The organism is Synoicihabitans lomoniglobus (genome assembly GCF_029023725.1).
Lineage (GTDB): Bacteria > Verrucomicrobiota > Verrucomicrobiia > Opitutales > Opitutaceae > Actomonas > Actomonas lomonigloba.
The window spans coordinates 4,736,549-4,759,927 of sequence record NZ_CP119075.1 but is presented as its reverse complement, the minus strand read 5'-3'; the positions used below and the strand labels follow the sequence as shown (position 1 = coordinate 4,759,927).

Annotated in this window: 15 protein-coding genes; 2 read left to right on the top strand and 13 right to left on the bottom strand. The window is 65.3% G+C overall.

From position 1 onward, the window contains the following. Positions 1–3 precede the first annotated feature (3 nt). The 6 genes from galA to PXH66_RS18135 all read right to left on the bottom strand — a co-directional run bounded on the left by galA (position 4) and on the right by PXH66_RS18135 (position 10,752). Positions 4–2,826, bottom strand: coding sequence for a beta-galactosidase GalA (galA, locus tag PXH66_RS18160; RefSeq protein WP_330931067.1), 2,823 nt, complete (start codon positions 2,824–2,826; stop codon positions 4–6). A 163-nt stretch (positions 2,827–2,989) separates the two neighbouring features. Continuing rightward, positions 2,990–4,507, bottom strand: a complete 1,518-nt coding sequence (locus PXH66_RS18155; RefSeq protein WP_330931068.1) for a sulfatase — start codon at positions 4,505–4,507, stop codon at positions 2,990–2,992. A gap of 42 nt (positions 4,508–4,549) precedes the next feature. Then, entirely contained in the window at positions 4,550–5,740 is a 1,191-nt protein-coding gene (locus tag PXH66_RS18150) for a PKD domain-containing protein (protein ID WP_330931069.1), read from the bottom strand. Next, the gene (locus PXH66_RS18145) at positions 5,737–7,092 is read right to left on the bottom strand and encodes a DUF1552 domain-containing protein (protein ID WP_330931070.1); all 1,356 of its coding nucleotides are present in this window, start codon (positions 7,090–7,092) and stop codon (positions 5,737–5,739) included. Before PXH66_RS18145 ends, PXH66_RS18150 begins: the two co-directional genes overlap by 4 nt. Before the next feature lie 40 nt (positions 7,093–7,132). Next, entirely contained in the window at positions 7,133–10,027 is a 2,895-nt protein-coding gene (locus PXH66_RS18140) for a DUF1592 domain-containing protein (RefSeq protein WP_330931071.1), read from the bottom strand. Then, positions 10,027–10,752 carry an alpha/beta hydrolase gene (locus PXH66_RS18135; protein WP_330931072.1) on the bottom strand — a complete coding sequence of 242 codons (726 nt, stop codon included), beginning with the start codon at positions 10,750–10,752 and terminating at the stop codon, positions 10,027–10,029. The genes PXH66_RS18140 and PXH66_RS18135 overlap by 1 nt, the downstream gene beginning before the upstream one ends. 519 nt (positions 10,753–11,271) lie before the next feature. On the opposite strand from PXH66_RS18135, the gene PXH66_RS18130 reads away from it, so the two are divergent. After that, on the top strand, positions 11,272–12,333 hold the full coding sequence (locus PXH66_RS18130) for an NHL domain-containing protein (RefSeq protein ID WP_330932096.1): 1,062 nt from the start codon (positions 11,272–11,274) through the stop codon (positions 12,331–12,333). 243 nt (positions 12,334–12,576) lie between these two features. Here PXH66_RS18130 and PXH66_RS18125 read toward each other — a convergent pair whose 3' ends face one another. From PXH66_RS18125 to PXH66_RS18095, 7 genes are all read right to left on the bottom strand, one after another. After that, entirely contained in the window at positions 12,577–14,598 is a 2,022-nt protein-coding gene (locus PXH66_RS18125) for a rhamnogalacturonan lyase (RefSeq protein ID WP_330931074.1), read from the bottom strand. Positions 14,599–14,748: 150 nt separating this feature from the next. Beyond that, positions 14,749–15,663 carry an alpha/beta hydrolase gene (locus PXH66_RS18120; protein ID WP_330931075.1) on the bottom strand — a complete coding sequence of 305 codons (915 nt, stop codon included), beginning with the start codon at positions 15,661–15,663 and terminating at the stop codon, positions 14,749–14,751. After that, complete coding sequence (locus tag PXH66_RS18115) at positions 15,660–17,000, bottom strand: L-fuconate dehydratase (protein ID WP_330931076.1); 1,341 nt, start codon at positions 16,998–17,000, stop codon at positions 15,660–15,662. Before PXH66_RS18115 ends, PXH66_RS18120 begins: the two co-directional genes overlap by 4 nt. Before the next feature lie 40 nt (positions 17,001–17,040). After that, positions 17,041–17,796, bottom strand: coding sequence for an SDR family NAD(P)-dependent oxidoreductase (locus PXH66_RS18110; RefSeq protein ID WP_330931077.1), 756 nt, complete (start codon positions 17,794–17,796; stop codon positions 17,041–17,043). Between the two features lie 173 nt (positions 17,797–17,969). Then, entirely contained in the window at positions 17,970–18,311 is a 342-nt protein-coding gene (locus PXH66_RS18105) for an L-rhamnose mutarotase (RefSeq protein WP_330931078.1), read from the bottom strand. A gap of 8 nt (positions 18,312–18,319) precedes the next feature. After that, positions 18,320–19,117: an L-fucose dehydrogenase gene (locus tag PXH66_RS18100; protein WP_330931079.1), complete on the bottom strand. Its 798-nt coding sequence runs from the start codon at positions 19,115–19,117 to the stop codon at positions 18,320–18,322. 53 nt (positions 19,118–19,170) lie between these two features. Beyond that, complete coding sequence (locus tag PXH66_RS18095) at positions 19,171–21,798, bottom strand: glycosyl hydrolase (RefSeq protein ID WP_330931080.1); 2,628 nt, start codon at positions 21,796–21,798, stop codon at positions 19,171–19,173. Positions 21,799–22,110: 312 nt separating this feature from the next. Here PXH66_RS18095 and PXH66_RS18090 point away from each other — a divergent pair, with 312 nt between their 5' ends. Further along, positions 22,111–23,328: a Gfo/Idh/MocA family protein gene (locus PXH66_RS18090; RefSeq protein ID WP_330931081.1), complete on the top strand. Its 1,218-nt coding sequence runs from the start codon at positions 22,111–22,113 to the stop codon at positions 23,326–23,328. Positions 23,329–23,379 lie beyond the last annotated feature (51 nt).

Sequence of the window (23,379 nt, the reverse complement as noted above, 5' to 3'; positions counted from 1 at the left end):
GGGTCAGGGGATCTGGAGTTCGGCGGGCGCGAGACCGGCCGCGGAGGCACGGAGGGAGACGGGACCGGTGGGAGCATCGGCCGCGACGATGACTTGGGCGAGTCCGTTGAAGAGGTAACGCGCGGGGGAAGGGGCGGGGGTGCGCAGGCGCACGAGGCCGAGGTCGTCGCGTTCGGGGATGCGGGTGTCGCCGTCGAAGGCGGTCACGAAAAGTTGGATACGATTGGAGCCGGGGGCGAGTTGGGCGCGGGTCAGGGCGATCATCGGACCGGCCGAGGTGGTGTCGACGTTGCGGGCGAGTTCGGCCCCATTGAGCCAGACGGTGCAGGTGCGACCGATGGACGGGAGGTAGAGGTCGTAGGTGGCGTCGGCGGGCAGGGCGGCGAGATTGAAGGTGCCGGTGAGGTCGTAGAACTCGCCGTTTTGAGGCACGGTGGCGCGCCAGGCACCAAGGGAGCGCATGGGGGCGAGCGTGGCGGGATCGGCGGGGGCGGTGGTGTCGGCGGGAGCGATGCGACCGAGCCAATCGTTGATGGTGAGAAACGTGTCGGTGGGGATGAAGCGGTCGGGTTCGTGCGAGCCGGGGTCGCCGTTGCCCACGCCGATGATGGTGCCGCCGGTGACGGCGAAGGAGAGGGCGTGGTCGGCGGTGGGAACCGCGCGGCCGGAGGCATCCTCGGCGGCGATGGTGAAGACGACGGTGCGTTTGCCGTCGGGGCCGGTGGTGGGTTCGTCGGCGGCGAGAGACAGGGCGGTGACGGGGCCGGTGGTTCCGACGACGGCGGTTTGCACGTGGCGGTCGTGGCGGTAGCCGCGGGCTTCGAGGCGACCGGGGGAGTAGGGAACCGACCACTTGAGTTTGCTGTTGATCGGCATGGTTTGGCGGCCGAGCGAGTTGCCGTTGAGGAAGAGTTCCACGGCATCGTGGTTGGAGTAGGCGATCACTTCAATCGGCTGGCCTTCGCGTCCGGGCCAGTTCCAGTGGGGCGCGAGGTGGAGGACGGGTTCATCAGTCCACCAGGATTTGACGTAGTAGGTGCTATCCTTCGGGAAACCGCAGAGGTCGAGCAGGCCGTATTGGGACGAGACGGCGGGCCAGCCGAGGGGAGTGGGTTCGCCGCGGTAGTCGAAGCCGGTCCAGTAGAAGAGGCCGGCGAGCCATGGCCGGGCGGCGTAGAATTGCCAGCCCATCTCGTTGTTGCCGCCGGAGTCGCCGCGTTCGAGCGGGGCGAGGTGGCCGCGGTCGTGATCGTCAAAGAAGATGCCGCGAGTGCTTTGGGTGGTGGTCTCTTCGGTGCCGATGCCGGGTTGGTGGGGGAAGTCGGCGTGTTGTTGGTCGGGGTCGCTTTGGTTGATGTAGTTGTAGCCGACGACATCGGCGGTGGTCGAGGATCCACCCCAGCCGCCGGAGATGGCCACGGTGGTGCGACGGGAAGGATCGAGGCGGCGGGCGAAGTCCTGCATGGTGCGCGTGATGCGGGCACCGAGGATGTTGCTTTCGATGGCCCATTCCTCGTTGCCCACCGACCAGATGATCACGCTGGGGTGGTTGCGATCGCGGCGAATCAAGGCGCGCAGATCGTCGAGTTGGGCGGGGTTGATGCCCATGAGGCGGTGTTCGTCGATGACGAGCAGGCCGAGGCGATCGCAGGCGTCGAGGAACTCGGGGGCGGGTGGGCGGTGGCCGGTGCGAATGGCGTTGATGCCAAACGCCATGAGACGACGCAGGCGGAAGTCATACATGGCGTCGGGCAGGGCGGCCCCGAGACCGGCGTGGTCCTGGTGGAGGTTGACGCCCTTGAGTTGCACGCGTTGGCCGTTGAGGAAAAAGCCATGGTCGGGATCGAAGCGGATGTCGCGAATGCCGAACGTGGTTTCGTAGCGGTCGAGTTCGACGCCCTCCATGTCGCGCACGAGCGTGACGACGGTGTGAAGGTGCGGGGAAACGGTGGACCACAGCGCGGGATCGTTGATCACCATGTGGGCGGGAAACGTGATCGTTTTTCCGGGAGCGATGTTGATGGGATCGAGCACGAGCCGGGCCACTACTTTACCGGTCGGATCAGTGATGGTTTGTTCCACCGCAACCGCGACCGGGGCGCGACCATCGTGGCGAACCTCGGTGGCAATGTTGATGGTGGCCGAGCGATGATGTGCGGCGAGATCGGTGGTCACGGCTGTGCCATGAGTGACGACGTGCACCGGCGCGGTTTTGCGGAGCCACACATGGCGATAAATGCCAGCACCTTCGTAGAACCAACCCTCCTCCATGGAGGCATCGGCGCGCACGGCGATGACGTTGTCGCCGCCGTAGTTCAAGTAGTCGGTGAGATCGTATTCGAAGCCGGTGTAGCCGCTGGGTTGTTGGCCGAGATAGAACCCGTTTACCCAGACGCGGCTGTCGCGAAACACGCCGTCAAATGCGATCGTGATGCGCTGCCCCAAGTCGGACTCGGGCACGCGAAACGCCTTGCGATACCAGCCGATGGCGCGGTCGGGAAAGCCTTTGCCGGCGGCCTTGTAACCATGGCTGTGACTGCCGGCGGGAGAAAACGGTGCTTCGACCGCCCAGTCATGTGGGAGATCGAGTTCGCGCCAGGCGCGATCGTCGAACGCGGCGGCGGCGGGGCCGTCGCCGAAGCCGGTTTTGGCGAGATAGGAAAAGTATCCGGTGGCGTGGCCGAAGTCGCGAGTCGGGTCGGACGGATGACCGAAAGCGAACCGCCAGTCGGCGTCAAAGGCGACGCGTTCCCGGGCGGTGCCGAGAGGGATCAGAGCGAACAACGCCACGGGAACGTGGCGCCAAAAAAGACGGGCGAGGGACATGGCACGGGGAGGTTGGGCGAGCGAAAGGGGCGCACGCGGTGTCGAAAGGTTTAGCGATAAACCTTTTTCCGTCGCGGGCAACCCACGATCCCGGTGAGTCCTCGTGATGGCGGCCTCTCTGAACGGATGCGATGTCGGCCAAAGCCGTGCGAATGAGGCGAGTTTAACGCACCAAGGGCCAGGCGTCTGGCGTGGGCTCGGTGGTGCCGTCCACGTGCGTGCGGGCGAGGAGAGCGAGTCGGGCGACGACGTCGGCATAGCGCGGATCGTCGACGAGGTTGGTTAATTCATGGGGGTCGTTGACCGAATCGGTCAGGAAAGCGCCGGCCCCCGGGCCGAAGAATTCGGCGTAGCGCCAACGTTCGTCGCGCACGACCACGCCGTTGATGCCGCGGTTGCGTTCGCTCCACACCGCGTAGGCGACGTGCGGCCACGGAGCGGTGGGGTTGTCGAGCAATGGACGCAGACTGCGACCTTCGATCTCGGACGGGATGGGCAGGTCGCACACATCCGCCATCGTGGCATAAAGGTCGATCAGCGCGACGACGCGGGGTGAGCTGTGGCCGTTGCCGGCGGCGTGGGGGGCTTGAATGATGAGCGGCACATGCACGCCTTGTTCCCAGAGCGAGCCGGCCTTGGACCACTTGCCCTTCTCGCCGAGCTGGTAGCCGTGGTCACTCCAGAGCACGATGAGGGTCGACTCGCGCAAGCCCGCTTCGTCGAGCGCGGCGAGCACGCGGCCGACGTTCCAATCCACGTAGGACGTGCAGGCGAGGTAGGCACGAATCACTTCGCGGGACTCGAGATCGGTCGCGTCGCGCTCGATGAAAAGATCGGCGTTGATCTCGCGGATGGAACCGGCGGGAAAGCCGGCGGGCACTTGGGGCCGCCGGGCAAAATCGACGGGGAGCGTGAGGTCGTCGACGTTGTAGAGATCGAAAAAACGCTTGGGCGCGATGAGTGGCGTGTGGGGTTTGACCAGACCGAGACCAATGAAGAACGGGGCGTCGCCCGGCTGCCAGGTGCGCAATTGGGCAATGGCTTTGTCGGTGTTGCGCGTATCGGCGAGTTCCGCGAGTTCCGTCGGATCGTCGACGGCTTTCCAGAAATCGGAGCCCGGGGCCCGGGCGATGTCGCCGGCGCGCATGGTGGCGAGACGTTCCTGTTCTTCCGCCACGGTGATCGGGCGGTCGGCGACGATGTGATCGGGGCGAGGAGTGGTGAAGTGATGCGGCACCCCGCCGATAGTCCACGCGGCGGCATCGTCGATGCGGTCGCCATGAAAGATCTTGCCGGCGCGAATGGTGGTGTAGCCGTGTTGCTTGAAGTATTTGGGCAGGCTGACCCAGTCGGGATACCAGGCGTTGAACCAATCGCGGTTGCCGTAGAGTTGGCTGGTGCGCGGGTAGCGGCCGGTGAGCATCGAAACGCGGGAAGGGTTGCACAACGGGTATTGCGCGTAGGCGCGGTCGAATTTCACGCCTTGGGTGGCGAGCCGGTCGATGTGGGGCGTGAGCGCGCGGGCGATGCCGTAGCTGCCGACCTCCGTGCGCAGGTCGTCGATCGAGATGAACAGCACGTTCAGCGGCGCTGGTTTTTCCGTTTGAGCCGCGAGTGACGTGGCGGTGAAAAGCAGGCTGATCGCCAGCATCGGAGAGAGAGGAATTTTGAATCGATTCATGGGGCGAGAGGTATCGGGTAAGCGGGAGGGCGTGTGCCTGCGTTATTCGCGAAACTGCACGTCCCAGACTTTGGCGTGACGGGCGGTGCCGGCAGGACCGGTGACTTCGAGCGCAACCACGTAGTTGCCGGTCTTGGCGTAAGCGTGGATCGGGTGTCGCTCCGTGGATGTGGTGCCGTCGCCGAAGTCCCACCGCCAGGCCGTGATTTCGCCGACGGACTCATCGTGAAATGCGACCACCCGGCGTGCCATGTCGGCGATCTGCCAGGACCAGCGGGCGTCGATTTCGGGGAGCAGGGTGGGCTCCATGGGCATGAGTTGAAAGGCGCACAATTCAGACGCCTGACCGAAGGACGTGCGTTGCGGCGCAAGCACCCAGAATCCGCGGGGAGTTTCGCCATCGTAGTCGATGACGATCCAAGACAGGCCAATGATTTTGTTTTCGCGCAGATCGGATTCCACCGCTCGGGTCGGACCTTCGCCTCCAGCGTAGTCGAACGGGGTGATCCAGAATTCCAATACAAGCTTTCCGGACTCGCCAGGCGCGAACGAAAAGGACTGCGCGGCGTTGGCCCACGGAAAGCTTTTCGTCCAGGTGGGGGCACCCCAGGCCATCGCCCAATCCTTGTTCACGGCGGGCGTGAAGATGTGGTAATTCTGAGCGTGCACGCCGCCGACGGCCCAGTGGGAAGCGTCAGCGCTGATGCGCGGTTCGGGCCGCGAGGCGGCGGCGCCAACCTTTTCGGTTGTCCACATGTCCTCGCGACCGCGACCGACCAAGGGCCCGCCGGAGGCGTCGCCGTCGACCATGATTTCGAAGGTGTCGTTGCGCAGGCCGGGGCCGGCGAAATCCCAATAGTCGTCCTCGGCTTCGTAGAGAAAATACAGCCGATTCAAGCCCGCGACCCAGCCGACCTTGACGCGCACGGCAAGCGTGGCGTCACCGGCGGCGGGTGGCCGCGACACCGTGTTGTGCATGTGATCGCGGGTGATGACGTAGGACTCCGGCACGAGGTCCCAATCGATCGTCTCACCGTCGATGCGCGGGATCTGGTCGCGGGGAAATTGGAAGACCGGATAAGTCGTCTCGGGCTTTTCCAATGCGGTGGCGGCGAGGCCGCAGAGGACGTGGATGATGGCGAGAATCACCGGCCGTCCCGGGCGCCACGCGGCGGAGCGAGACAGACGGCGCACGGTCAACCATGGGCGGAAGCGTTTGCTCAGTGTCTTCACGCCTTGAACACGGCGTCGAGTTTGCCGGTGCTGTCGCCGATGGTTTCGGTGGAAACGCCGACGGTATCGAGCATGGAACGGTAGAGGTTGGTCATGGGGGCGCCTTCCTCGACCCGCACGTGACGGCCGGCGTTGAGGCGACCGCCGCCTTGGCCGGCGAGGAGGATGGGGAGATTGACGGGCGAGTGTTCGTTGCCGTCGGACAACGCGCTGCCGTAGAGGATGGTGCTGTGGTTCAGGAGATTGCCTTCGCCTTCGGGGATGGATTTCAGGCGATCGAGGAAACGACTGAAGCGCGAAACATGGTAGCGGTTGATCTGCGCGAGTTTCTTTTTCTTCTCCTCGTCGGAACGGTGATGCGAAAGGTCATGGTGACCGTCACGGATGCCGATATTGGGGTAGGGGCGATTGCTGCCGTCGTGCGCGACGATGAAGGTGGCGATGCGGGTCGAGTCGGTTTGGAACGCGAGCGCCATGACCTCATACATCAACTCCATGTGTTCCTCGTAGGTTTCAAACATGCCGGGCGCATCGACGCCGGTGGGCACGTCGGGCATCGGAAATTGATCGGCGCGGGCGATGCGAACTTCGAGTTCGCGCACGGAGGTGAGGTATTCGTCGAGCTTGCGCCGATCATCCACGCCGAGCCGGGCTTCGAGGCGTTGGGCGTCATCGAGCACGTAGTCGAGAATGCTGCGACGGTAGAGCGAGCGACGCGCGGCGGACTCCACGCTGGCGGCGGCGTCACCGTTGCCGAACAGGCGTTCGAAGGCCGCGCGCGGATTGACCTCGGGCGCCATCGGTTGGGTGGCGGAGCGCCAGGAGACATTGAATTGATAAATGCAGCTGTATCCGGAATCGCATGACCCCGCCCGCTGGCCGCCGTCGCAACTGAGTTCCAGCGAAGGCAGGCGCGTTTGGTGACCGATCTGGCGGGCGGCGATCTGATCACACGAGATGCCGGCTTGGATGTCCGCGCCGGCCGTTTTGCGGGGGTGCACCCCGGACAGAAAACTGGCGGACGCGCGGGCGTGGGCCCCACCGCCGTCGCCGAGTTCGTCGCCCTGGGGGTTCGCGAGTCCGGTGAGCACGGTGAGGTCGCGTTGATGAGCCGCCAGTGGCTGCAGGCTCGATGGCAGCGCGTAATCGGTGCCAGTGGTGGCGGGAGTCCAGTCGGCCATGTTGGCGCCGTTGGGGACGTAGATCCACGCGACCCGTTGCGGCTGGTTGGCGGGGTTGGTGGCGGCGGCGCGGAGACGGGCGGGCAACACGGATTGCAGCACGGGCAAGGCGACAGCGGTGCCGAGCCCGCGGAGAAACAGGCGACGAGGGACGGGAGGAAGAGAGCTCATGGCGGGTGAAAGCAGCGGTGGCGTGGAGGGAGGGGCGAAGTCAGGGGGTGAAAACGACGGCGGGTGCGGCGACGTCGGGGGCAGGTGGCGCGGTCACGACGCGGCGCATCTGGAAAGGGAACGATTCGGCGATGGCGAGCACGAGAGCCGAGAAGCGATCTTCCCCGGCTTCGACCTGGCTCACGATTTCGTTGATGGCGGGGCGATCGTAATAGGCGGTGCCGCGGCCGAGCGCGTAGGTGAGCAGGCGATCGGCCATGCAGCGGAGGAATTCAGCGCGGCGGTGTTCGGCGAGTAGAGTGACCAGCTCGGCGGCGGACTCGAAGCGGGCGCGGCGGCCGAGGCTGCCCGAAGCATCGACCGGCTGGTCGCCGTCGAAGTCGCGCCAGGCTCCGATGGCGTCGAAGTTTTCCAATCCGAAACCGATCGGGTCCATGCGATTGTGGCAGGAGGCGCAGGTCGGACTGTCGCGATGTTGTTCGAGTTGCTCGCGCAAAGTTCCGGTGAGGGCGCGACCGGGTTCATCGAGTTCCGGGATGTCGGGCGGCGGTGGGGGCGGTGGCGTGCCGAGCAGGTTTTCCAGCACCCACTTGCCGCGCTTCACGGGCGACGTGCGGGTGGGATTGGAGGTGAGGGTCAACACGCTGGCGTGGGTGAGCACGCCGCGACGAGGCGTGTCGGCGAGGGACACCTTTTGGAATTGGTCGCCGGTGAGGGCGGGCAGGCCGTAGAACTGGGCGAGGCGAGCGTTGACGAAGGTGTAGTCGGCGGTGAGGAAATCGAATACGCTGCGGTCCTCGCGCATCACGTGTTCGAAGAAAAGTTCGGTCTCGCGCTGCATGGCGGCGCGCAACACGGGATCGTATTCGGGGAACAACTTCCGGTCGGGCGAGAAGGTTTCGAGGCTGCGAATCTGGAGCCATTGACCGGCGAAATTTTCGACCAGCGCGCGCGCCTTGGGCGAGGCGAGCATGCGGCGCACTTGGGCGGGCAACTGGTCGCGGAGCTGTTGATGCTCGGCGAGATTAAGCAGCTCGTCGTCGGGCATCGAACTCCAGAGGAAGTAGGAAAGGCGGGAGGCGAGCGCGAACTCATCGAGCGGTTGAACCGCGTCGTCGGAGGTGGCATCGGCCGGGGTGACCTCGGCTCCGCCGAGGAGGAGGAAGTGGGGCGAAACGAGGGCACCTTTGAGGGCGAGTTTTACGCCGGCGTCGAAGGATTCGCCCTGGTGTCGGGCCAGATCGTAGAGCTGAAGCAGGCGATCGGTTTCGGCGCGGGTGACGGGGCGACGCCAGGCGCGGCGCGTAAAGGGCGCGACGATGGCCCGGGCGGCGGCCCGCGGATCGTGCGACGTCGGATCGGCGTCAGGGTGGGCGAAGAGTGCGGCGAGCGGCGCGGGCTTGGCGGGGGTGAGCACGGGTTGGCCGAGTGGGCTGACTTCCAGGCTGCGGACGATGAGGTTGCGGTCGCGGAGATTCGGATTTGCGGCGGCGGGATCGGTGAAGTCGTTGACGAAGGCGGCGGTGAACGTGTGGGGCCCGGCGGGAAGTCGAATGGTGTGTTCGTAGATTTGGGGGCGCGGGACGAGCAACGCGGTGGAGAACACGCGCTGACGCGGCAGCGGCTCGTGGCGCGCGGGGGCGAGCACGTCGAACTCCTGAATCGTTTCGTCGCCGATGCGGAACTGCATGCGCGCGGGTTCGTCGCCCGCTTGTTGGGCGAACGCCTGAGCGCGCAGGATGACCTCGGTCTCGCGGGGCAGGTCGAAGGTGGTGGTCACGCTGCCGTTGGCGCGCAGCAGTTGATCGCCCTGTTGGGTGACGATCGGATCGCCGGTGGTGCTGAGGTCGGCGGCGGCGGTGCGTTGGGTCGCGGCGGCGAGCGGACCCTCGATTTCGAGCCACTTGAGGTAGACGACGCCGGGCTGTTGATGGCCGACGCGGCCGTTGAGCATGAACGTCTCGTTGTCCTCGCCGCCGCGTTGGCGGGCGACGGCGGCACGGAAGCGATGTTGACCGGCCGGCACGCCGAGCCGGGCCTCGTAAACCGCCGGGTGGTCGGCGTCGGTGGTGACGGTGAAATCCGTGACAAACGTATCGTCGAGCAGCAGGGCCAGTTTGGTGGGACCAGGATCGGATTCGAAAACGAGCGGCGTGTCGCTACCCTGGCCTTTCAGCGCGCCGCCATCGCGGGTGGCATAGGCGTGGACGCGAAACTGGTAGTCGCCGGCGGGCAGCGTGAGTTCGACGGCCGCGTCGTCCTCTTCGAGGGAGATGAGGTGCACCCAACCGTCGCCGCGATCGCCGAGTGCGTTGAACCCGATCTGAGCGAGGCTGGCCGGAATGCGTCGGACCTGGCTGCGAATCGGATCGGTGGAGATGGCGGTGTCGAGAATCTGATCGGCGGCGGCGAGGTATTTTTCCAACAACACCGGTGGTAGCGAGAGCACGTCGCCGACGTTGTCGAAACCGTAGCCGGAGTCGTCGGGCGGGAACTCGGCGGTGGCATTGAACTCGACGCCGATGAGGTCGCGGATGGTGGCCTGGTATTCGGCCCGATTCAGTCGGCGCAGGACCACGTGGCCCGGGTCGGGGTGGTTGGGATCGAGTTGGTAGAGTTCCTGTTCGATGTAGCGCGCGATGAGGTCGCGTTCTTCGTCGGAAGGTTGATTGCGACGATCGGGTGGAGGCATCTCGCGGTGACTGACGTAGCGGAGCACGACCTCCCAACGGTCCCGGTCGGTCTTGATCGCGTCAGCGGTGGTGTAGATGTCCAGCGCGAGGCCGCCCTCCTCTTCGCCGGCGGCGTGACAGTCGTAGCAATATTGCTCCAAGAGCGGAGTCAGGTCGCGGTCGAGTAGCAACGTATCGGTATCGGCCATAGCCGCCGTCGTCGCGAACGCCGCGAATAGTGGCACGTGAAGCGAACGCAGCATCACGGTTGCAGAAACTGGCGATCGTCGAGCCATTCCACGAAACGGTTTGGCCAGGATGAAACGGGCAACTCGGGGCGGTCATCGCGAACGCCGTAGCCGTGACCGCCGCTGCTGTAGATGTGCAGCTCCGCGTTGACGCCGGCTTGGCGCAGTTGCGTGAAAAGGGCGGCAAGCGGTTCGGGCATGCGGTCGTCAAAGGCGCAGGACAGAAACGCGGGCGGAGTGGTGGCGGACGACCAACCGTAATCGGTGCGGTTGAGGCCGCCCGGATAGATCGGCGCAAAGAAGTCGGGCCGGGATGATGCGCGCTCGATCGGATCGGTCGCGGTCGGATCGCCCGAATCCGATTGAGCGGCGGCGAGCAGGGCGATTTCACCGCCGGCCGAAAAGCCCAGGATGCCGATGCGATCGGAACGGAGTTGCCAGGGGGCGGCGCGATGGCGAATGAGGCGAATGGCGCGAGCGGCGTCGGCGGCGCCGTGGTCCTCGATGGTGTAGGGTTGGGGTTGGCCGGAGGGATTGGAGCCATCGCGAGCCAGCCGGTATTTCAGCACGAAGGCGGCGATGCCTTGGTCGGCGAGCCAACGCGCGAGTTCATGACCTTCGCGTTCAATGGTGTGCTGCATGTGGCCGCCGCCCGGAGCGATGATGACGGCGCACCCGGTCGCTCGCGATGGCTCGGGGAGGAACGGGGTGAGGCTGGGTCGGTGGATGTTGGAAACCACGGCGAAGACGATATCGGGTTCCTTTCGCCAACTGATCTCTTCGGGTTCGTTTTGACGGGCCTCCGAACCAGGAGCGCCGTTCGGCCACAAAGGAATGGCGGGGGCATGGTCCGACTCGGTCGCGGGTGTGTCTGGGATCGTCGGGCCGCCGGGCGTGACGTTGATCGGTCGGGGGGCGACAGATCGGGAACCTGGGTTCGGCGTGGCGAAAAGTAGGGAAACCGGAACGAGGCAACAGAAACAAAGACGCAAATTCAGCGACATGAGGGGAGGTCGTGGGGGGGCAGGGGAGAGGGAGCCGAAATGCTCGGAGGCGGCTCGGCGATGGGGATTCCGAGATGAAAACGTGACTCGATCGGGGAGACGACCGGCTGGTCGGTCGGATCGTCCGAAGATTTCCGGACTACCCGTGGAGTCGCTTGGTGGGCATGGTGGCCGGTGTCCGACCTATTACCCCAACTTACCCCGCCCATGTTCCCCTTGTCTTGCGCCATACTTCGAATCGTTGTGCTCTGTTTGATGCTTCCGGCGTATGCTCATCAAGCGCGGGCGGCGGACTGGACGATTCGCACGATTGCGGGCACCGGATCGCCGGGGTTTTCCGGCGACGACGGCCCGGCGATCAGCGCAGAAATCAATGACCCCTACGGGATTGTGCGCGGTCCTGATGGCGCGCTGTGGTTTTGTGAACACCATGGGCACCGCATTCGTCGCATCGATGCGGACGGAATCATCACCACGGTGGCGGGCACGGGAGAGCGAGGATTTGTGGGCGACGGCGGGCGCGCGCTCGAAGCGCAGTTTAACCTGCCGCATGAACTGCGGTTTGATGGTGCGGGACACCTGTTTATCGCCGACACGGGAAACCACGTCGTTCGTCGGATTGATGCGCAAACCGGGGTGATCACGACCGTCGCCGGACGGCCGAAACAACGCGGTTATGCCGGCGATGGCGGACAAGCGACGGATGCCAAACTCAACTCACCGCACAGCATCCAATTTAGTCCGACCGGTGAACTGTTCATCTGCGATGTGAGCAATCATGTGATCCGCCGGGTCGACATGAGAACCGGGGTGATCACGACCATTGCAGGGACGGGAGCGCCGGGGCCAACTCTCGATGGCGCGCCCATTGAGGGCACGCCGCTCAACAACCCCCGGTCCATCGACTTTGATCAGGCGGGTAATCTCTGGTTGGTGACGCGGGAGGGAAATCAGGTCTGCAAATTCGATCTCGCGGCCGGACGCATCCATCACATCGCAGGCAACGGCGAAGCAGGTTTCACCGGTCACGGTGGGCCGGCGCGCGAAGCCGCACTCAGCGGCCCCAAAGGCATCGCACTCGACGCCGCCGGCAACGCCTGGCTGGCCGATACCGAAAGCCATACGATCCGTAGGGTTAATGCGGATACCGGCACGATTGATTGGGTCGCCGGCACCGGGCGCCTGGGCGACGGTCCCGACGGCGAGCCCACCGCCAGCGGACTCAACCGGCCGCACGGCGTGTTCGTCGACGCGGATGGTGCGGTCTATGTCGGCGACAGCGAAGCTCACCGTATCCGCGTGCTGCGGAGGGATTGAAGTCTATCCCGCCGCTTAAGCTCGGGGACTTTCTCCACGCCAAGGCGCGAAGGGGCGGTCGAGAGGTAGGAGCGTGCTGGCGCGCGATGAACACGCTGCTAATCCGGGTGCGCTGGTGGCGAGAGGCAGGTGCTGTCGCGCGCAAGCACGCGATTACATATGAGAAGTAAAGCAGGCGGCCTACGGGAAGTCGTGTGGAGAATTACATCCCGAAATGGGTGCGGTTCTTTCGGACGGGTTTGGTTACGGCGCGGCGGGAAAAGTCACCACGGGGCGCGTCGGCAGCGGCAACGTCTCGTCGAGGGCGAAGCTCGGATGGGGCGGCTGGTTGTAGGCGCTGTTTTGCCACGCGATCGCCATGCGGTATTGCGGGTCCTGCATGAGGGTCACGAGCCGGTAATTGGTCGGGATCGTGGTGGTGTAGATGCGCAGCTCCTGATTGTCGCGGGTGCGCCAGATGATCTCTTCGCGCCAGTCGCCCCAGAGGTCGGCACTGACGGTGGGCGTGGATTTGGTGCCGTTGTTCGACGTGCTGGCGTGGGCCACGAGCAGCGGATCGAGTTGCTCGGTGGTCCAGTTCCATTTCAGCACGCGGTTGCCGTCGAGCAGTTCGCGCAGGAGATCGCCGTCCCACCAGATGCCGAAGTTGACCGGAAAGCCCCGCGGACGTTGGGCGAGGATGATGGTGCCGTCGGCGGCATAGAGTCCGTCCACGCCGGCCCCCGCGGCCCACATCTCGGCTCCGGCATAGCGGGGGTCGATGTTGAAGGCGTTGCCGCGGCCAGGACCCTCGCCTTTGTCACCGCCGGATTCGGCGGCCTTGACGGAAGGGAGCAGGAAGAGGGGTTTGCCAGTGCGGGCGTCGCGCAGGCTCATACCTTCGTTGTCGAATCGTTCTTGGATGTCGTGCACCTCAAGGCCGGGATTCGACCAATCGAAATCCGAGACATGCAGCGCGTCGCCGTGACCCCAGCCGGTGGAGTAGAGTCCGGTGCCGTCGTCATCGACGACCATGGCGCCGTAGACGACTTCCTGTTTACCGTCGTTGTCGACGTCGGCGACCGAGAGTTGGTGGTTGCCCTGGCCGGCGAAAGGCAGGTTGTCGGGATTGCCATCGTGACTGTCGAAGACCCAACGCGACGTGAGTTCGCCGCCGCGGAAATCCCATGCGGCGATGACGGTGCGGGTGTAGTAGCCGCGACAAAAGAGCAGACTGGGCAGGTGGCCGTCGAGGTAGGCCACCCCGGCCACGAAGCGGTCGGAGCGGTTGGCGTAACCGTCGCCCCACACGGATTTGAGCTGTTCGGGCGTGGGGTTGTCGGTGTCGGGGTGGCGACCGGGAATGTAGCGGGTGGTGGCGAGGGCGGCACCGGTGAGGCCGTCGAACACGGTGAGGTATTCGGGTCCGGCCATGATGCGGCCTTCCATGGAGGCGACGTAGCCGGTGGACGTTTCGCGGGCGCCGCTGCGATCGCGCGAAGGCACTTCGATACCGGCCTGGCCGCGCCAGTCGGCGGCGGCGTCGCCGATGACTTGGCCCACGCCATCGATCGTGCCGTCGGCGGTTTTGCAGGCGACCTCGGCGCGGCCGTCGCCGTCGAGATCGGCGACCATGAACATGGTGTAGTGGGCGCCTTCGCGAATATTTTTGCCGAGATTGATGGTCCAGAGATGGGTGCCATCGAGGCGGTAGGCTTGGAGCAAGGTCTGCCCCGTCACGCCGGCGCGGGAGTTGTCCCGAGGATGCTGTTCCTGTTTGATAATGATCTCGTAGTCGCCGTCGCCGTCGAGGTCGCCGAGCGAACCGTCGTTGGGCGTGTAACCCTCCGGGGTATCCAACGGGATCGAAACGTAGGGCAGCGGCGCGGCGCTGGCGGGCAGGGTGAACGCTTTGCTGGGTTCACCTTCGGTGCCTTCGATCACCGGGCGCACAAAGTATGAAGTATCTCGATACAATGCGGCGGAGGTGTCGCGGAACCAGGTCCCGGCGGTCAGCGGCTCCTCGTTGAGCTGGCGCATGCCGGCACGGGGATCGCGGCGCGACGCGAAAGGGCCGACATCCTCGGGCGCGGCGGCGGCGGTGTCGCGGTAGACATTGAAAGCGACGTCGGCGGGGTCATCGGCGAGCAACCGCCAGGAGACGAAGACCGCGCCGTCGGGTTGGTGGATGGCGACCACGCCGCGGGAGAGGCGTTCGACCATCGGTTGAGCACCGAGGGATGTGGCGAGGACGAGGCAAAGCGAAAGCAAGCGGGGAAGTTTCATGGCGAGGGGTGGCCACCACGTTCCAGCTTACCCCGGAAGATGCACGCGGATCGGCAGTCGGACCGTCAAACCGAGGCCGTGCCGCCGACAGTGTAACCATAATGGTTACACTTTTCGGGCGCGGTTTTCGGCTGGCGCGGGACGGGACGTTTACTGATTGGTCGCGATGAGGTCGCGGTCGCGGAGCCACGCCGCGGCGCGCGCGGGCCAATCGGAAGCGGTGCCGAGGCCCGGATTCATGGCCATGCCGTGGGGGCCATGTTGAAAAATGTAGAGTTCGCCGGGCACGCCCGCCCGGCACATGGCGTCGTAGTAGCGCAAAGCGTTGGCCACCGGCACGGAGCGATCATCCTGGGTATGAATGATGATCGTCGGAGGCGTGGCGGCGGTGACTTGGTCCTCCAATGACAGCAGTTTGAGCAAGGCGGAATCGCCGCGGGTGATGTTGGTGCGGGATCCATTGTGGGTCACTCCGTCGACCATGGATATGACCGGATACATGAGGATGGCGAAATCGGGCCGGGCGCTGACCGCATCGATCTCCGCGCCGGTCTTGCCGTCCGGATGGTCAAACAGCGTCGAGGCCGAGGCGGCCAGGTGGCCGCCGGCCGAGCTGCCCATTACGCCGATGTGCTCCGGATCGACGCCGAACTCCTGCGCGCGGGAACGCACGGTGCGGATGGCGCGCAGCACGTCCTGCAGTGGATAAGGGTGACCGTATTCCTTGAGCCGGCTTTTCAGGAGAAAGGCGGAGACGCCGAGGTGGTTGAGCCATTTGGCGTAGGCGATGCCTTCGCGTTCCCAGGACAGAATGCTGTATCCGCCTCCCGGGCACACCACCACGGTGGTGCCGTTGGCGCGGTCGACGCCGGCGGCGTAGTAGGTGAGGGTGGGTTCGTGCACCGCGCTGTAGCGGCCGTCTTCGAATTGTTCGGCCGCGGCTGCGGCTTGCTGCGCCGGGACGCCCTCGGGCCAGAGAGGGAGGATGGTGCCGTCGGGAGGCAGGGCCGCGGAGGCGAGCACGGAGGTGGAGACGAGGAGGGCGAGGAGCAGCGGGGATTTCATGAGCGAAGGGGGGCGTTGGCGCGCAGATCACGCCAGACTTGGCCGTCGGGAAAGGTGTGGGTGGTGAGCGATTCGGGTTTGAGCGTGATGTTGGTGCCCGGTGCGGTGGGGGCGACGTAGTGACCGTCGCGCACCACGCAAGGATCGACGAAGTGCTCATGCAGGTGATCGACGAATTCAGTGATGCGTCCGTCGAGCGAACCGCTGACGCAGATGTAGTCGAAGATGGATTCGTGCTGCACGTATTCACAGAGTCCGACACCGCCGGCGTGAGGGCAGACGGGGGTGTTGAATTTCGCCGCCAGCAGCAGCACGGCGACGACCTCGTTCACGCCGGCGAGGCGGCACGAATCGATCTGGCAAAAGTCGATGGCGTCGGCCTGGAGCAGTTGTTTGAACATGACCCGGTTCTGGCAGTGCTCGCCGGTGGCGACCCCGATGCCGAGTGGACGCACGCCGCGCGCGATGGCGGCGTGGCCGAGGATATCGTCGGGCGAGGTCGGTTCCTCGATCCAGAGCGGGCGGCACTCGGCGAGGCTGGTCACCCAGTCGATCGCGACGTCCACGTCCCAACGTTGGTTGGCGTCGATCATCATGGCGCGGTCTGGGCCAATGGCGTCGCGCATGACGCGGGCGCGTCGGAGGTCGTCGGCGCGATCGGCGCCGACCTTGAGTTTGAAGTGGGTGAATCCCTGCTCGATGCCTTCGGCGCAGAGGCGTCGAATCTTCTCATCCTCGTAGCCGAGCCAGCCGGCGGAGGTGGTGTAGGCGGGATAACCGCGAGCGAGGATCTCGGCTTCGCGGGTGGCGCGAGTCGGCGCGAGTTTTTCCAACATGGCCAGGGCTTCGTCGGGCGTGAGCGCATCGGTGAGGTAGCGCCAGTCGACCATCTCGACGATTTGCGCGGGCGAGAGATCGACGAGCAGTTTCCAGAGTGGTTTGTCGACGGCCTTGGCCCAGAGGTCCCAGAGCGCATTGACGACGGCGGCGGTGGCGAGGTGGATGACGCCTTTTTCCGGGCCCAGCCAACGGAGTTGGGAATCGCCGGTGAGGTGTTTCCAGGTGGCCCCGGGGGTGGCGGCGAAGTCGGCGAGGGAGAGGCCGATGACGAGGGGCCGCAGGCTGGCGATCGCGGCGGCGACGATATCGTTGCCCCGGCCGATCGTGAAGGTGAGGCCGTGGCCGGCGAGACCGTCCGTGCGGTCGGTTTCCAGGACCACGTAGGCGGCGGAGTAATCCGGATCTGCGTTCATCGCGTCGGACCCGTCGAGAGCGAGGGAAGTGGGAAAACGAACGTCGTGGACGTGAATATCGGTGATGCGGCCGGAGAGTGACATGATGGGGAAAGCAGAAACAGGAGGGGAGGAACGAAGCCGGTTATTTGCCGGCGCTCCAGCCGCCGTCGATCATGAGGGTGCTGCCGGTCACCATGGCGGACGCGTCGGCGGCGAGGTAGAGGGCGGCGGAAGCAATTTCGTCGGGTCGGATCATGCGCTGCGCCAGCTGGGTCGAGGCCATTTCGCGGTAAGCTTTTTCCGGATCGGGGTATTCGGCGATGCGGGCCTGGACAAACGGTGTCTCGACGCGGCCGGGGCAGATGGCGTTGAAGCGCACGCCGGTGTGGGAGTGGTCGAGAGCGAGGGCCTTGGTCAAGCCGACGATGGCAAATTTGGTCGTGGTGTAGGCGAGGCGATCGCGCACCGCCACGATGCCGGCGACGGACGCCAGATTGATCACGCTGCCGGCACCGTGTTCGAGCATGGCGGGGACAAACGCGTGGCAGAGGTTGAAGGGACCCCGAACATTGACGGCATGCAGGCGATCAAGGTCGGCGGCGGCCGTTGCGAGCAGGTTGCCCACGTGGCCGATGCCCGCGTTGTTGACGAGCAAATCAAGCCGGGGCAGTCGACCGCGCAAGGCTTCGACGGCCTCGGGATCGCTCACGTCGAGCGCGGCAAACTCGGCGTCGTGGCCCGCCTCGCGAATCGCCGCGACCGCGGCTTCGCCGGCGGTGAGGTCGCGATCAACGACCCAAACTTTGGCCCCCTGCCGGGCAAACAACCGGGCAATGGCGAGTCCGATACCGGAGCCGGCACCGGTGACGAGAGCGGTTTTGGTGGTGAGAGAGAACATGGTCAGATCAAGCGGCAGGCACCGTGGCGGTGGGCGGAGAGGGGCGATGACGGAACAGGATGGACCCGATCGCAAACGAGCGGGCGGGCGGTGTCGAGCCCACCGCCGGAAAGGCGGGACGTGCCGCGTGAGTTTACCGGTTTGTCAGTGATACGGACACGCATGGCGGATGATCAGTCGACGTGGAAAACTTCCTCCATGTTTGACCACCAATCACCGGGAGCGCGATCGGCGTAGGGTTCCTGCATGGGCGCGGTGACCGCCCACCAGCGCTGCGTGGCGGGATCGGCGGCCATCGCCTTCATGTCGGCCGCGAAGTCATCGCCCCAGTATTCGAAATAAGCGAACAGTTCACCCGCCCGGTGGAAGATGGAGTAGTTGCGGATGTTGCAGCGGGCAATGGTGGCGAGCACGTCGGGCCAGACCGCGGCATGCGCCCGTCGGTATGCTTCGAAGGACTCGGGGCGGACGCGGAGCGTTTGGCCGTAGCGGACAGGCTTGACGGGAGCGCTCATCGGAACGATCAGGCGCTGGCGCCGGGGTGGGTGACGGCGCGGTCGAAGTGAATGTATCCGCCGTCGACATACAGTAGTTGGCCGGTGGTGTGGCTGGAACGGGGCGAAGCCACAAACACGACGGTGTCGGCGATTTCCTCGGCGGTGGTCATGCGTTGGCCGAGGGGAATGGTGGCGCGGATCGCCGCCAGCGCGGCGTCGGGGTCGGGCCGCGAGCTGATCCAGTGGGCATATTGCGGGGTCATGACCTCGGCGGGGAGCACGCAGTTCACGCGGATGCCGCGCGGGGCGAGTTCGACGCCCCACTCGCGGGTGAGGCTGTTCATGGCCCCTTTGGCGGCGGCGTAGCCGTTGGTGCCGCCCTGGCCGGTGATCGAGCACTTGCTGCCAATGTTGACGATGGCGCCCTTCGCTGCAGTCAGTTGCGGGAGGCAAAGCCGGGTGAGTTCGTAGACGTGCACCAGATTGCGTTCGAGGGAGGTGCGAAAGGCGGCGATGCCGGCATCGAGTCCCACCCCATCGTTGACCCCGGCATTGTGGACCAGCACGTCGATGCGACCGAAGCGGGCGACGATGTTTTCCACGGCGGCGGCGATGGCGGTGGGCTCGGTGAGCTCACACGGGAAAGCGGCGGCGCTCCCGCCCGCGGCCGCGATGGTGGCGACCAATGCGTCGGCTTCGGCGGGACTGCGACCCACTATGCAGGGAATCGCGCCCTCGGCGGCGAAGGCGAGGGCGATGGCGCGTCCGATGCCTTTGGCACCGCCGGTGATGATAACGACTTGGTCGCGAAGATGCAGATCCATGGGGTGAGAGAGGGATGGTGGAGATCTGCGACCGCGTGCCAATCCCACAATGTCTATTCGGGGCGCAGGGGCGTGAGGGTTACCGGGCCGAGCAGGCCGGACGGAGTGAGCGGCCAGTCGCTCGCATCGAACGGTCGGTAACGGATGTTGACGAAGTTGATCTCGTGCATGATGCGCCAGTCGATGCCGCGGCGATCCAGATCGCGGATACGATTGGCCGCGAGGTTGGTGACATCGATTTCGAGCACGTTGCGGCCCGCCCGCAGGGCCGAATCGAGCCGAAGTTGAAACGGCAGGCTCCAGGCGGTGCCGATGAGTTGGCCATTGAGTTGGACGCGCGCGCTCTCACGCACGTCGCCGAGATTCAGGAGCCAGTCGGTGGTGCCGGGAGGCGCGACAGGAGCGTCGAATTCGATGGTATAGCGGGCGGTGCCGGCGAAGCGTTGATTCTCGGGATCCGGCAACTCCGTCCAACTGCCGAGAGCCGTCGACCCGACCGAAGGAGGCAACACCGGACCGCCGCGGCGAAAGCGGATCGACCACGAGCCCGGGATGGGCTGGGCGGGTCCGGCGGGCTCCAGGATCGGCCACGCGGCCAGCGCGGGCGTCGTGGGGTCGGGGGAAGTGGCATGGAGCAGAACCGATTGCCCGGACGCGAGCTGCAGGCGGACGGACGTTTTTCCCGCCGCATCGATGCGCGTGGGCGCAGCGCCGGCCATGCCGTCAAGGGGATCGGTGCGGCGCACGGTGGTGGCGGGCGCGCCGAGGGGCAGCCAGGCGTTGAATGATTCGCCGGTGAGGTTGGTGATGAAATAGGCGAAGCCATCGTCGGTGCGGCGGCGGATATACTCGAGTCCGACGGCCGCCATGGTTTCCCGGCGGAGCCCTCGATGGGCGGCGACTGCGATCAATGGGTTGCGGCGTTCGTCGGGTGAACCGAGCGTGAGGTGCAGCGACGTGTCGGTCGCGAGCGAACGCAGCTCGTCGAGGAGGCCGGCGAATTCGGCCCGACGGGCCGGAAGGTGGCCGAGGCCGGGAACGTCATCGGGCAGCGCGAGCATGACGACATGGGTGCCTTGGCGAACCATGCTGATGATGTATCGCAACGTGGCGAGTGGCATGCGTCGCGCCGCCGGGACCACGAGCAAACGGTAGGTTTGGCCGGGCGTTTGGAGATCGCCGTTCGCCGTGGGACGGGATGCTTCGAGTTGAGCGTCCGACACATAGTCACAGGCAAAGCCCGCCTGGGCCAACTCGCGGGCCGCCGCGCCGAACGGGCTGTGGGTGAGCCAGTCGACGTGGTGCACGCCCAGTTGTTTGATCAGCCCGGAAGGGTCGTCGACGACATCCGCGTAGGGCCAGTAGAGGAGGACCTCGTTGTCCGGTTGGCCCGATTGGAGGACGGTTTGGACGCGGGTGACATAGGCGTTGAGCGCGGCGAAATCCTGCCACCACGGGTTGTTCGGATTGAACTGGGTCGAGGCATAAAACAGCCAGCCGGGCCACGCGGCGTCGGGGGGCGAGTATACCGTGCCGTGGTAGAGCACGTGATTGATGCCGTTGACAAACAACCGGTCGATTTCGGGTTTGGCCATGGCGAGGGTGGTCTTCCAATGCTCGCGCAGCCACGTGCAGGTTTCGCTGGAGGTGAGCGGTCGGCCCATGACGTGGGCGGCGGAGGAAGCCATCTTCATCATGAGCGGCTCGGGCAGATCCTGACCCGAGCGAATTTCGTCGGGGGATCGTCGCAGGCCGGGAATGGGGAAGAGGGTCGAGCCGAAGGTTTCCGTCTCGGGGATATCAACCGCGCCGTAGAGATCGAGCAGGTTGGCGGGCGCGCCGTGCGATTGATTGCGCACGAGCCATCCGTGGTCGTGCGACCAATCGGCCCAAGCCTGCAGATAGTCCAGATGGAGCTCGCCGAGGGTGGTGCGATAATCGGCTTTCAGACGTCCGAGGGCGTCGGCGGCGGGACTGCCTGCCGCAGGCGGATTTTCGGTCAAAAGCTCGGCGGCGTGATCATCGAGTTCGTAGCCATGTGCGGCGCGGAATGCTGCGGCGAGGCCCGGGGTCCATTCCGCGCCGTAGTATTCGAATGAGTCGTGAAATTGAGCCCGGATACCGGATGGATCGATGTGACGGAAAGCCTCGTCGAAGGGTGTCAAATAGCGCTGGAGGGCGGAGGCCGCGTAAGGATCGAGCACGAGGCCCTCGCCGCCGGGAGCGGCGCGTTTGACCTGCATTTGAGTCGGGGCGCCGGTGAGGTGGCCGTCGACCTGCACCAGTTTTTGTGACCCGCCCGCCGGGTCGACCCAAGGCGCGCCGAACGGCCAGCCCGTGCCGGTGGCCATGTCGACCTGCATCCCCAGCCGGGCGGCCTCGCGCGTCGTGTGAGCGAGTGCCTCCATCCAAGCGGGGGAGAGGTAGGGCAGGTAGCGATCCTCGGCGTGTTGAGCACCATAGATCGGAGTGATCTCGACGCCGCCGAGACCGGCCTGAGCGAAGGCTTCGAGTTGTTGGGTGATACCGGCGCGATCCACGGCGCTCCCGGGCCACCACCACCGCGTCCACGGCCGAGGATCGGGCGACGTCGCGGCGAAAAGGAGGGAGGCGGAGCAAAGGGCGAGGAGCGGCCGCGCCAAAGAGACGACGGCGCGCCGCCGAGGGGAAGGGAGGGGCATGGGACCCGCGTGATGGCCGAACGGGTGGGGTGGAGCGATGATTTACGGGCACGGACAGTCCAGTTTTGGTCGCAACCGGGCGGTGGGGGCGGCGTTTCTCTGACTGTCAAAAAATCCATCGCGTGGCGTCGAAGGGGCGAGGATGTAGACATGATCCCCGCTCCACCTCGTCTCTCGCGACGGGGTGATCGAACCCCTTTCCCTTTATCCCTCGTTTTGCCTGATTTTAGCGCCGGTTCCGGCGATCGGAGGCAGGAATGCCTCGCGAAAGCGATGCCTTCGCCCCGGCGCTAAGCCTCTTCCTCTTCGCTCATGTCAAACCCCTCCCCCTCATGCCCCCGCGTCGCTTTGATCGGCGTTTCCGGCTATGGTCGAATCCATCTCCAACTGGCGCAGGAATGTCAGGCTCAAGGTCAACTGCGACTGGTCGCGGCGGTCGTGATCAACCCCGACGAGGAGCGGGTGTTGGTGGCCGAATTACAGGAGCAGGGTTGTGCGATCTATGCAGATTATGACGCCATGTTTGCGGCGGAAGACGGGGCTCTCGATCTGTGCATGGTCCCCACCGGGATCCACTGGCACGCGCGCATGACGATCGCCGCCTTGCGGCACGGTGCGAATGTGTTGGTGGAAAAACCGCTGTGCGCCACGCGGCGAGAAGCCGATGCGATTGCGACGGCGGAGCGCGAGACCGGCCGTTTCGTCGCCGTGGGTTTCCAGGACTACTACGAGCCCGGCACGCAGTGGTTGAAGAAGGAACTGGTGCGCGGAGCCATCGGTCGGGTTGAATCGGTGCGTTTCCTGGGCCTGTGGCCGCGCGCCCGCCGTTACTTTGAACGGAATGACTGGGCGGGTTGTCTGTCGCTGCGCGGTCAGCCCGTGTATGATTCTCCGCTCAGCAATGCCTTCGCGCATTTCGTCATGCTCAGCTTGTTTTTTGCCGATCCGCGCGAGGAAGAAGTCGCGGCGGCGGAGATCGCGGATGCCGAATTGTATCGTGCTCATGCGATTGAAAGCTTCGACACCGGCGTCGTGCGATCGCGCACGGCGGCCGGCGTCGAGCTGTGGTTCGGTGCCAGTCACGCCAGTCGGGCCACGGTGGAGCCGTTGATCGAGATCAAGGGGTCCACCGGCACCGCGTGCTGGAGCTATGAAAGTGAGGCGTGGTTGAAAAATGGAGACGGCCAGAAACGCACGCACCCGCTGTTGGATGTAAACGGCGCCCGGCAACACATGATGGCGGCCGTATTGCGCCGGTTGCAGGATCAAGCCCATCCCGTGTGCGCGCCGCGCATGGCGACGCAGCACACCGCGTTTGTGGAATCTCTCCTGGATGGGGCGACGATCGAGAACTTCGACCCCTCCATTGTGCATTGGAGCGCGACCCCGGATTCGACCGACGCGGTGCCGAATGTCAGCGGCCTCGAAATGGCCATGCGCGACGCCTATGCGGTGAGCGGACTGCTGAGCGTCGCGGCGGATGGTTGGACCTCGCAGGCAGCGCCTTCCGTCGATTCTCCCGTCATATGAATTTCGTCTCGTTAACTCGACTTGTCCTCCATCGTATCGGACAAGGCTCGG